The organism is Methanoregula sp., from assembly GCF_028712425.1.
Taxonomy (GTDB): domain Archaea; phylum Halobacteriota; class Methanomicrobia; order Methanomicrobiales; family Methanospirillaceae; genus Methanoregula.
On sequence record NZ_JAQTQD010000012.1, the window covers coordinates 22,793 to 35,878 of the forward strand.

A 13,086-nucleotide genomic window follows, 5' to 3' on the forward strand; every position below is an offset into this window, starting at 1 on the left:
GATAATTCCTCTATGACACCCGACGAGACGGGAAGACCGGAACAGCGGGTCCAGGCATATCGTCTTGTCCTCATCTTCGGCATCATTGCGGCCCTCGGGGACGTGGTATATGAAGGGGGCCGGAGCGTTGCCGGGCCTTTCCTGCTCGTCCTGGGTGCATCGGCCTTCACGGTCTCGTTCATTGCCGGGTTTGGCGAGTTTGTCGGGTATGCGATCCGGATCGCGACCGGCTATCTCGCAGACAAGACACGGCAGTACTGGATCTTTGTTTTTGCCGGCTACCTGCTAATTGGTGCAATCCCCCTCCTCGTCCTTGCCGGCAGCTGGGAGATCGCGGCCTGCCTCCTGATCGCCGAGCGGATCGGGAAAGCAGTCCGCTCCCCGGCAAAGGACGCCATCCTCTCCCATGCAACGACATCGATCGGGAGGGGCTGGGGGTTCGGCCTCCACGAGGCCCTTGACCAGATTGGCGCCGTGGCCGGGCCGCTCCTTTTCGTTGCGGCGCTGGCGGCCGGGGGGGAATACCGGGGAGGCTTTGCCCTGCTTGCCATCCCGTTTATCCTCCTTGTTATCGCGCTCGCCGCTGCCTGGAAGAGTATGCCCGATCCGCTGGCGTTCGAGGCAGGTGTCCGGGCGCCACGGACGCAGGATACAAAAGCGGGAAAGAACCGCCGGCTCCGGCTCTATGCTGTTTTCACGGCCCTGACCATGGCCGGGTTCGTTGTCTTCCCGCTCCTCGCCTTCCATTACAAGGCACTTGGTATCATTCCGGATGCGGAGATCCCGCTCTTCTATGCCATTGCCATGGGTGTCGATGCGGTAGCCGCCCTGGCGATCGGCAAGGCATATGACCGGTACGGTATCAGCGTCCTCACTCTCGTCCCGGTTACCGGCATCCTGATAGCCCTCGTTGCGTTCTCCCCCTCATACCCTGTGGCACTTGCAGGGGCTGTACTGTGGGGTATTTCGATGGGTATGCAGGAGACCGTCCTCCGCGCTGCTGTTGCAGACCTCACTGCCATGGGCGAGCGCGGTTTTGCCTACGGTATCTTCAACACCATCTATGGCGGTGCATGGTTCGCCGGGAGCATGGCGATTGGCGCCCTGTATATGGTAAACCCATTCTATGCTGCAGGATTCATGGTGCTGCTGCAGGCCGCCGCACTGCCGGTCCTGCTGTGGCTGGTAATGGATCGCCATACCCCATGACCTGTCCAGGGATCTGACACCATTCCGGGGGAGGGATCCAAAGGCCAGTGCATGGCAATCCGTCACCTGTATGTAGTTTTGGTACGCATGTTGTGGGAGAGGATGGTTGCTTGCCAGAGGATGTAACGTTCCGCACAATGACAAAAGAAGAGGTTGGCACGGCGGTTGCATGGGCTGCGCGCGAAGGCTGGAATCCCGGGCAGCGGGATGCCGAGTGCTTCTGGCCACTGGACCCGGAAGGATTCTTCTGTGCAGAGGCGGACGGGAAGATCGTAGGCACGGCATCGGTTGTCAACTACAATGATCGCTTCTCATTTGGCGGGTTCTATATCGTGGACAACACGTACCGCGAGCAGGGCATCGGGAAACAGCTGTGCCGGCATGCGATGCGCCATGCCGGTTCCCGGGTCGTTGGCATCGATGGCGTGGTCGCCATGGTGGAGAAATACCAGCAGCGGATGGGCTTTTTCATGCATTACAACAATGCCCGGTACGAGGGGAAAGGCGGGGGAAGGATGCCGGCCGGGCTCGTGCCGGTCCGCGACGTTGACTTCCGGTCTCTTGCCGACTTCGATGCTGCCCACTTCCCCGCCCGCCGCGAACGTTTCCTCGAGCACTGGATCAGCCAGCCCGGCCATTCCGGGCTTGCGCGGCTGAATGGGGACGAGGAAATTATCGGGTACGGGGTGCGGAGGCCCTGCCAGCCCGGGTACAAGATCGGGCCGCTCTTTGCACGGGACCGGGCCACCGCCGAGATGATCCTTGACGGGCTCCGGGCAGGTATCCCCGATGAACCGTTTTTCCTTGATATTCCGGTACCGAACGAATCCGCTGTCGCACTGGTGAAGGACCGGGGCATGAATGCTGTCTTCTTCACGGCCCGGCTCTATTCCACAAAGGATCCCGTCCCGCTTCCGCTGGATGAGATCTTTGGCGTGACAACGTTTGAGCTGGGGTAAGGCCGGCTCTTTTTTTTCCAGAATTATTTTTCATCGCGTTCGACCGGTCGATTTGATGGGTTCCCCTGCCCGACCCCCCTTCAGTTCCAATGGAAGAAATATTCAGGGAAATCCGTCGTGTTTTCTACTGGAAATTATGGTAGTTTTAGTAACTGCAAAAAGGGGGGTCGGGCAGGGGAAAAAATTTTGGCGCCGGAAAAAATGGCGTGAAATTTTTTTTTCCATGCGGGATTCTCAGCGGGCAGTAACGTTCGATCCTGCTGAAAGGGCGATACCTTTTCTGACGCAAATTCCTTGTGTTGATAGCATAGTGAGGGCTGGTTTTTCTGCACCTGGCAATGTGGAATTCCGGAAAAATTTTTTGTAAACGCGGTTTGGGAAAAAGAAAATTTCCCCTGCCCGACCCCCCTGTGTGCGATCACCAGATGATTAATGGTTATAATAATTCACTGGGTGAATGAGAGCTGGAGATAAAGGAACAGACAAAAAGAATTATTGCTCGTCTTTGTGATAGAGCGCAAGAAATACAATGGTGTCATCGCCCCGGTCGTAGCAGCAGGATAACCGGAACGGGGGGATGTAGACTTCCCGGGTCTGCCTGCGGTAGTATCGCATGGGTTTTCCCACGAAAGGATCCTCAACAATTCTGAGGATCTGCTGCTTCACCCGCTCCTTGAGCCCGGCATCCCTGATCTTGCGGAGGATCTTCTCAAAGTGCGGGTGGTAGGCAACGCTCACCATGACTTCATCTCATCGATGAAGTCGCCGGATTTCATCTTCCGGAATGAACCTTTTTTGTATTCCTGGAGTGCAGCCTCCGTCTTCTCTGCAAAGACGATATCGTCCCGCAGTGACGGTTCGAGATCCGCGAGCGGTTTTAGGATAATCCGCTCGCCCTCCCTAATGATGAGCAGCTTCTCGCCCTCAGGCAGGTCGGCCCGCATCGATGCCGGAATGACGACCTGGCCCTTGGAACTCATCGTGGTGATTGCGACATCCATAATGATATGTAAGATATGTCTTACTTGAGACCTTATCAGGATTTGTATGGCTCTCATCTTACTGCCCCGTGATCGAGATTCGTGAAATATTCGTGGCCATAGATTGTATGGTGCCTTCGAGGACAGCCAGCGATAGTGTATCCGGTGGGGGAATCTCGTTTCATGGTCTGCCACCTGTTTTCAGCAACTGCACCCGGAGCTGTCGCGGGAATCCCACTGGCTTATACTGCTTCCCATGTTCCCTTCAGTAACCTGAAGGAAGGGGCTGGTAATGGCAAGGTACGCGACAAGCACGCGTTCCGAAGACCGGGCAAATTTCACAGTATTGCGCAGTTCCCCGTTCATTCCGTTACGGGTAAATCCGATCTTCTCGGAACAGACCTTCCACTCGGGATCATGGCTGACTGCGGAACCGTAGGTCACGCTTTCTACCTGCTCACCGTAGATGATGTAGAATGTCCCGGTTGTTGTTACCGAGAAGACTTCCGCACCTTCCACGGAATGGAATGTATCGGTCCTTGTCTTGTTTACCCAATAGAGCGGGACCGTCGTGTCTCCCGTCACCGGCAGGACAAGATCGATGCGCTGGATCGTATCGTTACTCTCAGTCAAAGAAATATAGGTGCGGTCCCGGGGATGCAGGGCCAGGGCATCTTCTCTGCTCAAGGAAGTCCTGCTGTTCCGGCTCCCGACATAGCGGGGAATAAGGGTATAGGTCCGTATGCTCTCATTATCCGCAAGGACTTCGGTAACGTTCGAACCGGTCGTGACAAGGATGAGACGGGTGTCCGGGAACTCAAACATCCCGATAACAGATCGTTCACCGCCCACAACCTGTGCCCGGGCAAGGAGCGTATCGATAACATCTTTTTTCGGCGGGTAGTCCAGCATCGGCGGTATCGCGGGAGCGGGATCCGGCTCGGCTTCGCCGAATTCATGCAGCAGGCTCTCCGTATAGGTCGGGACGACCGTGCTGGTAAAGGTCATTGTAATCGTATCTGCCCCGCAGGTGCCGACAGGCAGCCTGAGCTCAGGACCATAGAGCAGGACAGCAGATCCCACAAGGATAATGCAGATGCATACCGTAAGGAGAACCGGGGTGCTCTTCTTCCGTACAGGAGGATGAACCGTGCCGGCATCCCCGGTTTTGTCGTTTTGTCCGGTGTTCATTTCATCATTGTTCATCGTTGTTCACCATCGCGGGCATCGACCAGCAGCGGGAAGGGCTCGGTTTCGGCCCCCGGTTTCACCACATAAAAAGCCCAGACCGGGATGCAGGCATCCTGCGTGATTACCCGGGCCGGCGGAGGGGGATCATGCGTACCTTCCAGAATATAGTATCCCGTTCCGACCTGCACGATCCTGCTGCCATCCATACAGCACTGGGGCTTCCGGAGCAGATCGCCATCCCGGAGTTTCCGGAGGGCCGCATCAGGAGCAATGATCGGGTTTGTGCCGTTTGGTTCCAGGACGCTCCACTGCCCGGAGAGGCCGACAAGTTCCCCCTCTTCCCCCAGTTCGACCGAGATCCCCGTGTTCATAACGGGGGTGTTGTTGACGTACTGCCGGTACGTGACCAGCGTGTACTGGGGGAAACGTTCTTCGGTCATACCGGTCGCCAGGTTGTACTGGTTCAGGAAGACCTGTTCGGTCTTCTCACGCACGGCACCTTCAGGCAGCCCCCCGTAAGCGGCCAGGGCTTTCTCTGCAAGAGCGGGCGCATCCTCAACAGACGGGATCGCGCTCTTCACCGTCAGGGCAGTACCGGAATCCATTGAATTCCGGTCGAGCGAGACAACGCGGTACTGCGGTACGGTTGCCGGGGACTGCGGCAACGGGCAATCCAGGGCGATGGACTCGTTATCCTCGGGCAGAGCTGCAGGGGAAAGGGCATTGTCCGGGGCCGGTGGCCTGAAGTACCCGCTGTCTGCGATGCCGGTCATTTCCAGTCCCAGAACCATGCAGCCTGCAAGGAGGACTGCAACCACGAGCCCTGTGCCGGCAAGGATCGTTTCCCGGGTCTTCATGACGTTACCCTGACCTTAAAGGAGAAACTGGTCTGTCCGTTCGGGGTTTCGATAGTGGTGCCGTAACAGTACGAACCGGGAGCAACCCGGGGAGAATCGGTATCAATGACAGTTGTGAGATTATAGTTCCCGTAACTTCTCCCGGTAAATTGATCTGGTGAGACGGATATCCCGGGCCACCCCGCACTCCGTGGCTGCGGAGTGTCAAGCGATGACATCTCCATGGTGTCGCAGTCCAGCTCCTTAAACCAGACCCGGACGGGCCCGGTCTCCCGTTCGCCCAGGTGGAGCGTCAGGTTCCCTGACCAACGGTCTCCTTTCCGGATTGCAATGTCGTGGCGATCAAACTCCGGCCGTGTCTGGTAACCAACCCAGCTGACCGGCATATCTCCCATCCGTATCTGGATCCAGTCATCGGCCACAGCATTCGGCATGAAATCCGTTTCCGCATGGATCCGGAACGTTCGGGTTGTGGTATTATGACGGAACCCTTCCGGGAGGATAGAAACCGTGAACGGTACGGTGACCACGTCAGTAGGGTTGATGGCGAAATGGTCCGGGTTAATCCGGGTCCCGATGCCCGGCGAGGGACTGACCAGTTCAGTACTCAGGGGCATGGCGACTTCGGTGACCGTGAGAGTGACATTTCCCGGACCAAATCCTCGGGAATAGAATGTGTAATTGTACGTGATGGTATCCGGACCCCCTACCCAGTACAGCGGGCCGGAAAATCCCCCGACCGGAGCATAAAGGAGAAGGGGTGTTGAATTGAGCCTGTCTTCAAGCGGGAGCGGATCCTTTGGGAGCGGGGGAAACGAGTGCGGGGCTTCGAGTCCCGGCACGGATATGTCATTTGGCGTCCCGGGCACGACTGCCATGGCGACCAGTATTCCTGCAGGGATCCCGATAGCGATGATGATGAGGGCGTGGAGGGGTTTTGCAAACACTGGCTGAACTCCCGGGTTCTATGACGATACAGGATATATTGCAAGATTATTTAATAAATATTATCTCTCTTTTCTGCCATAATATACAGATTTATTACAAGAGGCGGAGCCGGCCATCCGGTGACCCTCACATATCCCTCCGGAAGTAAGGATGATCTCACCGGATTCCTGTCACGTAACCACAATTAAATACACATACATACACAGACTTGATCATGGCAACGAAGACCATCAGTATCACGGAGGAGGCGTACGAGAGGCTGAAGAGTCTCAAGACCGATGAGAAGACGAGCTTCTCCGATGTGATCGTGAAGCATTACCCGAAGCGGAAGAAACTGTCTGAAGTGCTCAAAGAGATTGGAGACTGTACCGATCTTGCGGATTCCGTTGAGAAGGTCTCACGTGAGATGCGAAAGGCGAAGCTCCGTAAGGTTGAGTTCTGATGCCGGTAGCTGATACATCGTTTCTGGTTGACATGATGAGGCGCAATCCTGCCGCGCTCAGCGTCTACCGTGGATATGAAACGCAGGGTATTGCGCTCTCCACTACTGTCATCACTGCGATGGAATTGTTCAAAGGAGCATACATCTCAAAGAACCCGCAGAATGTGGAAAAAGCTGAGCAGATCCTTGCCTTGTTCACGATACTCCCTTTCGATGAGATGATGTATCCGGTATTCGGCAGGCTTTCAGCCGGGTTATGCCTTTCGGGAAACCCTCTCGGTGATTTTGATGAAGTCATTGGGGCAATGACTCTTTGTCATGATGGCGAGATTATCACCCGCGACCGGCATTTTGAGAAGGTGCCGGAACTGAAGGTCATCACGTATTGAATGCGATGAGCCGACCAGAGTGCAAAACACTTATTACCCCTCCCCCACCATATAATAAAGCACCATTCATGGAGCAGCGTTATGTTTACGCTGCGAGTGTCTGCAAAGATGCGAGATTCCTCTGTTGAGGTAGCCAAGCCTGGTATGGCGCAGGTTTGCTAAACCTGTGTCCCGAAAGGACTCGAGGGTTCAAATCCCTCCCTCAGCGCTTAAAGAGAAAATCTCACGATCGAGGGGATTGGATGGCTCAGGAAGAAGAGATAAAGTATTTCGTTAGGGTTGGTACCACGGATCTCGACGGTACCAAGTCCGTGAGGGTTGCTCTCACCGGCATCAAGGGTGTCGGCAGGCATACCGCGACGGTCATCACCCGCATGGCAAAGGTCGACGAGTACGCACAACTCGGCCGCATGGACGAGGCGTCCGTTAACCGCCTCCGCACAGTTGTCGAACAATACAACAGCAAGATCCCGTCCTGGATGGCGAACCGCCCCAAGGACATCTACACCGGCGAGCAGAAGCACCTCTTCGGCGGCGATGTCGCAATGGCCCGGGAAGAGGACGTCAACCTGATGAGGAAGATCCGCTGCTACCGTGGCATCCGCCACGAGACCGGCCAGAAGGTCCGCGGCCAGCGCACCAAGTCCACCGGCAGGACCGGATCGACTGTAGGTGTCAAGCGTAAGTCTGCCGGAGGCTCATAATCATGGGATACCCAGGCAAGAACTACAAGTCTTACCAGACGCCCAAGCGCCCGTGGGAGAAAGTCCGTATCGAGGCCGAGACCCGTCTCGTCATCGAATACGGTCTCCGCAACAAGCGCGAGGTCTGGAAGGCACAGGCCTACCTGCGCAAGTACCGGACCGGTGCCCGCCACCTGCTCGCCCTCAGCTCGGGCGCTTCCGATGCTGCGCTCTTCGAGACCAAGAAGGCCGAACTGATCTCTTCCCTCCAGAGGAACGGGATTCTCGGGCCCGACGCGGACATCGATGCAATCCTCTCGCTCAAGGTCCAGGCCCCGCTCGAACGCAGGCTCCAGACCATTGTCTACCGCAAAGGTCTCGCCCGGTCGCTCAAGCAGGCACGGCAGCTGATCACCCACGGTCACATTGCCATTGAAGGCCGGCGGGTCAACATCCCCGGGTACCTTGTCAAGAGGACCGAGGAATCCCAGATCGCCTACTTCGGCAAGTCCCCGTTCGTGTCCGACTCCCACGCGGAGAAGACCCGGATCATGAAGCCCGCGACTGCACCCAAGGCAATGCCCCAGCCCGAAGGCCACTTCCGTGGACGGGGGAGGAGGTAATCCATGGCAGCAAACGAAAAGGAAAAGTGGGGCATAGCCCACATCTTTGCGTCCTTCAATAACACGATCATCACCATCACCGACCTGTCCGGCGCAGAAACCGTGACCAAGTCGAGCGGCGGGATGGTCGTCAAGCAGGACAGGAACGAGAGCTCGCCCTACGCCGCAATGCAGATGGCCAGCAACGTTGCGCAGACCGCCCGCGAGAAGGGCATCGTCGGCGTCCACGTCAGGGTCCGCGCACCCGGCCAGGGCAAGCAGCGCAGCCCCGGCCCCGGCGCACAGGCAGCCATCCGTGCCCTTGCCCGTGCCGGCATGCGCATCGGCCGAATTGAAGATGTCACCCCAGTCCCCCACGACTCCTGCCGCTCGAAGGGCGGACGGCGTGGAAGGAGAGTGTGATGGAGATCGAATTCGCCAGTCTGGACGACTCCCTCGCACGATTCACGCTCTCGGGAGCGAGCCCCGCCTTTGCCAACGCGTTGCGGCGGGCAATGATCGGTGAAGTGCCAACCCTCGCCATCGAGGATGTGCGCATCTACGACAACACGAGCGCACTCTTCGACGAGATGCTGGCACACCGCCTCGGGCTCATCCCCTTAAAGACCGACCTCTCGGTCTACTCGACCCAGGACACATGCTCGTGCGGAGGGGCAGGCTGCCCCGGCTGCACGGCCACCTACACCCTCAGTGTTGAGGGCCCCCGGATGGTCACCTCCAGTGACCTCATCCCGCAGGACCCCGGCGCAGCACCGGTGTATGACAACATCCCGATCGTGAAACTCACGAAAGGGCAGAAACTCGTCATCGAGGCACGTGCCATCCTCAACACGGGAAAGGTGCACGCAAAGTATCAGTCAACGCTCGTATGCGGGTACAAGAACCACCCCGTCATCACGGTCAGCGACGTCTGCGACGCCTGCGGCATGTGCATCGAGGAGTGCCCCCGCGACATCCTCGTTGCAAAGGGAAAGAAGGTCCAGGTTGCAGAAGGAAAGCTCCCCGAATGCTCCATGTGCAGGCTCTGCGAACGGGCATGCCTTGCGAGCGGCATCGGGGAGGAGCCGGCAATACAAATATCCGCCGAACCCGACCGTTTTATCTTCGTGGTCGAGAGCGACGGTTCCCTGCCGGCAAAAGAGATCATGAACCGTGCCCTGTCGTATATCAGGGAGCAGGCAGACGAGCTGGATCAACAGCTTGGCGAATTATCAGGGGATGAAAAGAAATGACAAGAGTTATCGAGAAGACGAACCCCCGTCTTACCACCCTCATCTCGCTCCTGAAGAACAAGTCCCGCGAGAACGAGGCGAAGATCTGGCGCGAGATTGCTAGCAGGCTCGAGACCCCGAACCGGAACTATGCCGAGGTCAACCTGTCCAAGATCAACCGGTACGCCCAGAACGGCGAGACGATCATCGTCCCGGGCAAGGTGCTCGGGAGCGGCGTGCTGGAGCAGTCCGTCAAGGTCGCAGCGCTGAACTTTTCGGCGTCGGCGACAAGCAAGATCAAGGACGCGAAAGGGCAGTGCATGACCATTGAACAGCTCATCAGGGACAACCCCAAAGGCAGCGGTGTCCGGATCCTGAGGTGAAGAAGACATGGTAACCGTAATCAATGGAGACGGCCTGCTTCTCGGGCGCCTGGCAAGTATCGTAGCACAGCGCAGCCTTGCCGGTGAAGAGATCGCGATTGTCAATGTCGAGAACGTCGTGATCTCCGGCAGCAGGGCCCGGGTCCTCGGGAACTACAAGCACAAGCGCGAACGCGGTGCATCCGGCTCCCACTGGGGACCGTTTGTCCCGCGCCGGCCCGACCACCTCATGAAGAGGACCATCCGCGGCATGCTCCCGTACAAGCGCCCCCGGGGCGTCGAGGCAATGAAGTCCATCAGGTGCTATGTCGGGGTCCCCGCCGACCTCGCCGGCAAGGAGATGGAAGTGATCGAGGAAGCGCACATGAACCGCCTGAACAACCCGAGCCACGTCACGCTCGGCGCAGTCAGCACGTTCCTCGGAGCAAAGTTCTAAGGTGGCCATTATGGTTAAGATCATCAACACAAGCGGAAAACGCAAGACGGCAATCGCCCGTGCGACCTTAAAGGCCGGCAAGGGCGTCATCCGGGTCAACTCCGTCCCCCTTGATGCGTACGGAAACATCACAACCCGGATGAAGATCTCCGAGCCGCTCCTCCTCGTCCCCAATGCAGTCAACGGCATCGATGTCACCATCGATGTTGCCGGCGGCGGTGTCATGGGCCAGGCAGAAGCGGTCCGGACAGCACTCGCCCGGGGCATCATCAAGTGGCACAACGACCCCGCGATGAAGGACATCTACCTGGAATATGACAGGACGCTCCTTGTCAACGATTCCCGGCAGAAAGAAGCCAAGAAGCCGCACGGCCCTGGTGCCCGCGCAAAGTTCCAAAAGTCTTATCGCTGAACCAGAAGATATGATGAGAGGTCAGATATCTTGATACCCGTACGATGTTTCACCTGTGGGAAACCGATCTCCACAGCATGGGAAGAGTTCCGGGTCAGGAAAGAGAAAGGCGAGGATCCCAAGAAGATCCTCGACGATCTCAATATTTCGCGGTACTGCTGCCGCCGGATGCTCCTGACGCACAAAGAGATCATCGATGAACTCAACCCGTACCAGTAAGCAGGAGAATGACGAAAGTATGAACGCGGGGTCGTAGGGTAGCCTGGACCATCCTATTGCGTTCGGGACGCAGTGACCTGAGTTCGAATCTCAGCGACCCCATTTCAATCATTAAAGAAGACCATAACACCTGATTTGAGGACACGAATGCAGACGCAGAACTATACCCGGTATGAACGGGCAAGGATCATTGGAGCAAGGGCTCTGCAGATATCAATGGGTGCTCCGTTACTTATCACCACGACACGGATCGATCCGCTGGAGATCGCCATCGAGGAATTCAACAACAACACCATCCCCATTACCGTAAAGAGGAAGTAGGAGAGCGGGCCATGACCATCATTGAGGTAATCGAGCTGCGGACGATCCTTGACAGCCGGGGAAACCCGACGGTCGAGGCAGACGTGTACACGGGAAGCGGCCACGGGAGATCGGCTGCCCCGAGCGGCGCCAGCACCGGTTCGCTTGAGGCAAAGGTTAAGCCACCTGTGGAAGCGGTAGACAACGCCCTGCAGAACGTGATCCCGGCGCTCATCGGAATGGACGCGCTGGACCAGGAGAGCTTTGACGAGCAGCTCCGGGATATCGATGGCACCGCTGACTTCACGGAGATCGGCGCGAACATCGCCGTTGCCCTCTCGCTTGCAAACGCAAAGGCGGCAGCATCTTCGATGGGCATGCCGCTCTTCCGCTACCTTGGCGGCGCGTTTGCCAGGGAGATCCCGCTCCCGCTCGGGAACGTCATCGGGGGAGGGGCGCATGCCACCAACTCGACCGAGATCCAGGAGTTCCTCATCGTCCCCGGGGACGCGGCAGACGCAGAAGAGGCAGTCTTTGCAAATGCTGCCGTCCACCGCACGGTGAAGGCGCTTTTGAAGAAGAAAGGTATTGCCGCCGGCAAGGGTGATGAGGGTGCATGGGCGCCGCAGATTGACGATGCCCTCGCATTTGAGCTCATTGCCGAAGCGGCCGGAATAGTCGCTGACGAGATGAAAGTCTCGGTTGATATCGGCCTTGATGTCGCGTCGAGCCAGATGTGGAACGGGAAGGAGTACCAGTACCGGAAAACCAAGCGCTCGACCGAAGACCAGGTTGCCTATATCGCAGAACTCGTGGACAAGTACAACCTTGTCTACGTGGAAGATCCCCTCCATGAGGACGATTTCGATGCGTTCGCGGAGCTCAACAACCAGGTTGGCGACCGCTGCCTGGTCTGCGGTGACGATCTCTTCGTCACGCAGGTCGAGCGCATCCAGCAGGGCATCGAGCGCGATGCCGCAAACTGCGTCCTTATCAAGCCCAACCAGGTGGGCACCCTTACCGACACCTTCGAAGCGGTGCAGCTCGCCCACCGGAACGGCCTGGACACGGTGATGAGCCACCGGTCCGGCGAGACCACCGATACCACCATCGCCCACCTTGCCACTGCATTCTCCTGCGTGTTCTTAAAGTGCGGGATTGTCGGCGGGGAGCGCATTGCAAAATTAAACGAACTGATACGCATCGAGGAACAGCTATGACCCAAGCAACAGAAATGGAAATTGAACTGAAAGAACCGCTCATCCCCGTCGAGGAGTACCTCGCAGCCGGCGTCCACATCGGCACCCAGCAGAAGAGCGAGGACATGAAGAAGTTCATCTACCGCGTCCGCGGCGATGGCCTCTACATTCTCGACATCCGCGAGACCGACAACCGGATCAAGACCGCCGCGAAGTTCTTAAACCAGTACGAGGCCCCGAACATCCTCGTCGTCACTTCCCGGCAGTACGGCCAGTACCCGGCCAAGAAGTTCGCCGACACCATCGGCGCCATGTCGGCAACCGGCCGGTTCATCCCGGGCCTCCTGACAAACCCCGTCCTTGAGGATTACATCGAGCCGCAGGTCATCGTCATCACCGACCCGATCGGCGACGCGCAGGTCATCAACGAGGCAGTCCAGTGCGGGATTCCCGTCCTTGCACTCTGCGATACCAACAACATGACCAAGTTCGTGGACCTCGTCATCCCCACCAACAACAAGGGTCGCAAGGCACTCTCGATGATCTACTTCCTCTTAACCCGCGAGATGCTCCGGCTCCGCGGTATCTCCACGGCGCTCACCCCCGAAGACTTCGAGAGCGACTTCTAACCCCGGTCTTTTCTTT

General features: G+C 57.7%; 20 protein-coding genes and 2 tRNA genes. 17 read left to right on the forward strand and 5 right to left on the reverse strand.

Annotation, left to right across the window (positions count from 1 at the left end):
* The first annotated feature begins 12 nt into the window (after positions 1–12).
* Positions 13–1,209: an MFS transporter gene (locus tag PHF39_RS07915; RefSeq protein ID WP_300222673.1), complete on the forward strand. Its 1,197-nt coding sequence runs from the start codon at positions 13–15 to the stop codon at positions 1,207–1,209.
* A gap of 110 nt (positions 1,210–1,319) precedes the next feature.
* Complete coding sequence (locus tag PHF39_RS07920; protein WP_300222676.1) at positions 1,320–2,168, forward strand: GNAT family N-acetyltransferase; 849 nt, start codon at positions 1,320–1,322, stop codon at positions 2,166–2,168.
* Between the two features lie 492 nt (positions 2,169–2,660).
* On the opposite strand, the gene PHF39_RS07925 is transcribed toward PHF39_RS07920, so the two are convergent.
* From PHF39_RS07925 to PHF39_RS07945, 5 genes are all read right to left on the reverse strand, one after another.
* Positions 2,661–2,909 carry a type II toxin-antitoxin system RelE/ParE family toxin gene (locus PHF39_RS07925; protein ID WP_300222679.1) on the reverse strand — a complete coding sequence of 83 codons (249 nt, stop codon included), beginning with the start codon at positions 2,907–2,909 and terminating at the stop codon, positions 2,661–2,663.
* On the reverse strand, positions 2,903–3,169 hold the full coding sequence (locus PHF39_RS07930) for an AbrB/MazE/SpoVT family DNA-binding domain-containing protein (RefSeq protein WP_300222682.1): 267 nt from the start codon (positions 3,167–3,169) through the stop codon (positions 2,903–2,905). Before PHF39_RS07930 ends, PHF39_RS07925 begins: the two co-directional genes overlap by 7 nt.
* A gap of 180 nt (positions 3,170–3,349) precedes the next feature.
* Positions 3,350–4,354 carry a hypothetical protein gene (locus PHF39_RS07935; protein WP_300222685.1) on the reverse strand — a complete coding sequence of 335 codons (1,005 nt, stop codon included), beginning with the start codon at positions 4,352–4,354 and terminating at the stop codon, positions 3,350–3,352.
* Positions 4,351–5,196, reverse strand: coding sequence for a hypothetical protein (locus PHF39_RS07940; protein WP_300222688.1), 846 nt, complete (start codon positions 5,194–5,196; stop codon positions 4,351–4,353). The genes PHF39_RS07935 and PHF39_RS07940 overlap by 4 nt, the downstream gene beginning before the upstream one ends.
* Positions 5,193–6,143 (reverse strand): hypothetical protein, encoded by a 951-nt coding sequence (locus tag PHF39_RS07945; RefSeq protein ID WP_300222691.1) that lies wholly within the window; start codon positions 6,141–6,143, stop codon positions 5,193–5,195. Before PHF39_RS07945 ends, PHF39_RS07940 begins: the two co-directional genes overlap by 4 nt.
* Positions 6,144–6,358: 215 nt before the next feature.
* On the opposite strand from PHF39_RS07945, the gene PHF39_RS07950 reads away from it, so the two are divergent.
* The 15 genes from PHF39_RS07950 to rpsB all read left to right on the forward strand — a co-directional run bounded on the left by PHF39_RS07950 (position 6,359) and on the right by rpsB (position 13,070).
* Complete coding sequence (locus tag PHF39_RS07950) at positions 6,359–6,586, forward strand: antitoxin VapB family protein (protein WP_300222694.1); 228 nt, start codon at positions 6,359–6,361, stop codon at positions 6,584–6,586.
* Positions 6,586–6,975, forward strand: a complete 390-nt coding sequence (locus PHF39_RS07955; RefSeq protein WP_300222697.1) for a type II toxin-antitoxin system VapC family toxin — start codon at positions 6,586–6,588, stop codon at positions 6,973–6,975. The genes PHF39_RS07950 and PHF39_RS07955 overlap by 1 nt, the downstream gene beginning before the upstream one ends.
* A 123-nt stretch (positions 6,976–7,098) precedes the next feature.
* Positions 7,099–7,183 (forward strand) — tRNA-Ser (locus PHF39_RS07960).
* A 34-nt stretch (positions 7,184–7,217) separates the two neighbouring features.
* Positions 7,218–7,679: a 30S ribosomal protein S13 gene (locus PHF39_RS07965; RefSeq protein ID WP_300222700.1), complete on the forward strand. Its 462-nt coding sequence runs from the start codon at positions 7,218–7,220 to the stop codon at positions 7,677–7,679.
* Between the two features lie 2 nt (positions 7,680–7,681).
* Complete coding sequence (locus PHF39_RS07970) at positions 7,682–8,281, forward strand: 30S ribosomal protein S4 (protein WP_300222703.1); 600 nt, start codon at positions 7,682–7,684, stop codon at positions 8,279–8,281.
* A gap of 3 nt (positions 8,282–8,284) precedes the next feature.
* Positions 8,285–8,683 carry a 30S ribosomal protein S11 gene (locus PHF39_RS07975; protein ID WP_300222706.1) on the forward strand — a complete coding sequence of 133 codons (399 nt, stop codon included), beginning with the start codon at positions 8,285–8,287 and terminating at the stop codon, positions 8,681–8,683.
* Positions 8,683–9,513, forward strand: coding sequence for a DNA-directed RNA polymerase subunit D (locus PHF39_RS07980; RefSeq protein ID WP_300222708.1), 831 nt, complete (start codon positions 8,683–8,685; stop codon positions 9,511–9,513). Before PHF39_RS07975 ends, PHF39_RS07980 begins: the two co-directional genes overlap by 1 nt.
* Positions 9,510–9,875, forward strand: a complete 366-nt coding sequence (locus PHF39_RS07985) for a 50S ribosomal protein L18e (protein WP_300222711.1) — start codon at positions 9,510–9,512, stop codon at positions 9,873–9,875. The genes PHF39_RS07980 and PHF39_RS07985 overlap by 4 nt, the downstream gene beginning before the upstream one ends.
* Positions 9,876–9,882: 7 nt before the next feature.
* Positions 9,883–10,311 carry a 50S ribosomal protein L13 gene (locus PHF39_RS07990; RefSeq protein WP_300222714.1) on the forward strand — a complete coding sequence of 143 codons (429 nt, stop codon included), beginning with the start codon at positions 9,883–9,885 and terminating at the stop codon, positions 10,309–10,311.
* Between the two features lie 10 nt (positions 10,312–10,321).
* Entirely contained in the window at positions 10,322–10,723 is a 402-nt protein-coding gene (locus tag PHF39_RS07995) for a 30S ribosomal protein S9 (protein WP_300222716.1), read from the forward strand.
* A 30-nt stretch (positions 10,724–10,753) separates the two neighbouring features.
* Positions 10,754–10,942, forward strand: a complete 189-nt coding sequence (locus PHF39_RS08000; RefSeq protein WP_015284524.1) for a DNA-directed RNA polymerase subunit N — start codon at positions 10,754–10,756, stop codon at positions 10,940–10,942.
* 27 nt (positions 10,943–10,969) lie between these two features.
* Positions 10,970–11,044 (forward strand) — tRNA-Pro (locus tag PHF39_RS08005).
* Positions 11,045–11,089: 45 nt separating this feature from the next.
* On the forward strand, positions 11,090–11,263 hold the full coding sequence (locus PHF39_RS08010; RefSeq protein WP_300222723.1) for a DNA-directed RNA polymerase subunit K: 174 nt from the start codon (positions 11,090–11,092) through the stop codon (positions 11,261–11,263).
* 11 nt (positions 11,264–11,274) lie between these two features.
* The gene (eno, locus tag PHF39_RS08015) at positions 11,275–12,462 is read left to right on the forward strand and encodes a phosphopyruvate hydratase (protein WP_300222726.1); all 1,188 of its coding nucleotides are present in this window, start codon (positions 11,275–11,277) and stop codon (positions 12,460–12,462) included.
* Complete coding sequence (rpsB, locus tag PHF39_RS08020) at positions 12,459–13,070, forward strand: 30S ribosomal protein S2 (RefSeq protein WP_300222728.1); 612 nt, start codon at positions 12,459–12,461, stop codon at positions 13,068–13,070. The genes eno and rpsB overlap by 4 nt, the downstream gene beginning before the upstream one ends.
* Positions 13,071–13,086: the final 16 nt, after the last annotated feature.

Coding starts and splice junctions, on each gene's coding strand:
- PHF39_RS07940 (WP_300222688.1), bottom strand. CDS start 5,196: ATGAAGACCCGGGAAACGATCCTTGCCGGCACAGGGCTCGTGGTTGCA.
- PHF39_RS07925 (WP_300222679.1), bottom strand. CDS start 2,909: ATGGTGAGCGTTGCCTACCACCCGCACTTTGAGAAGATCCTCCGCAAG.
- PHF39_RS07970 (WP_300222703.1), top strand. CDS start 7,682: ATGGGATACCCAGGCAAGAACTACAAGTCTTACCAGACGCCCAAGCGC.
- PHF39_RS07980 (WP_300222708.1), top strand. CDS start 8,683: ATGGAGATCGAATTCGCCAGTCTGGACGACTCCCTCGCACGATTCACG.
- rpsB (WP_300222728.1), top strand. CDS start 12,459: ATGACCCAAGCAACAGAAATGGAAATTGAACTGAAAGAACCGCTCATC.
- eno (WP_300222726.1), top strand. CDS start 11,275: ATGACCATCATTGAGGTAATCGAGCTGCGGACGATCCTTGACAGCCGG.
- PHF39_RS07915 (WP_300222673.1), top strand. CDS start 13: ATGACACCCGACGAGACGGGAAGACCGGAACAGCGGGTCCAGGCATAT.
- PHF39_RS07990 (WP_300222714.1), top strand. CDS start 9,883: ATGGTAACCGTAATCAATGGAGACGGCCTGCTTCTCGGGCGCCTGGCA.
- PHF39_RS07985 (WP_300222711.1), top strand. CDS start 9,510: ATGACAAGAGTTATCGAGAAGACGAACCCCCGTCTTACCACCCTCATC.
- PHF39_RS07975 (WP_300222706.1), top strand. CDS start 8,285: ATGGCAGCAAACGAAAAGGAAAAGTGGGGCATAGCCCACATCTTTGCG.
- PHF39_RS07935 (WP_300222685.1), bottom strand. CDS start 4,354: ATGAACAATGATGAAATGAACACCGGACAAAACGACAAAACCGGGGAT.
- PHF39_RS07955 (WP_300222697.1), top strand. CDS start 6,586: ATGCCGGTAGCTGATACATCGTTTCTGGTTGACATGATGAGGCGCAAT.
- PHF39_RS07950 (WP_300222694.1), top strand. CDS start 6,359: ATGGCAACGAAGACCATCAGTATCACGGAGGAGGCGTACGAGAGGCTG.
- PHF39_RS07965 (WP_300222700.1), top strand. CDS start 7,218: ATGGCTCAGGAAGAAGAGATAAAGTATTTCGTTAGGGTTGGTACCACG.
- PHF39_RS08010 (WP_300222723.1), top strand. CDS start 11,090: ATGCAGACGCAGAACTATACCCGGTATGAACGGGCAAGGATCATTGGA.
- PHF39_RS07995 (WP_300222716.1), top strand. CDS start 10,322: ATGGTTAAGATCATCAACACAAGCGGAAAACGCAAGACGGCAATCGCC.
- PHF39_RS07930 (WP_300222682.1), bottom strand. CDS start 3,169: ATGGATGTCGCAATCACCACGATGAGTTCCAAGGGCCAGGTCGTCATT.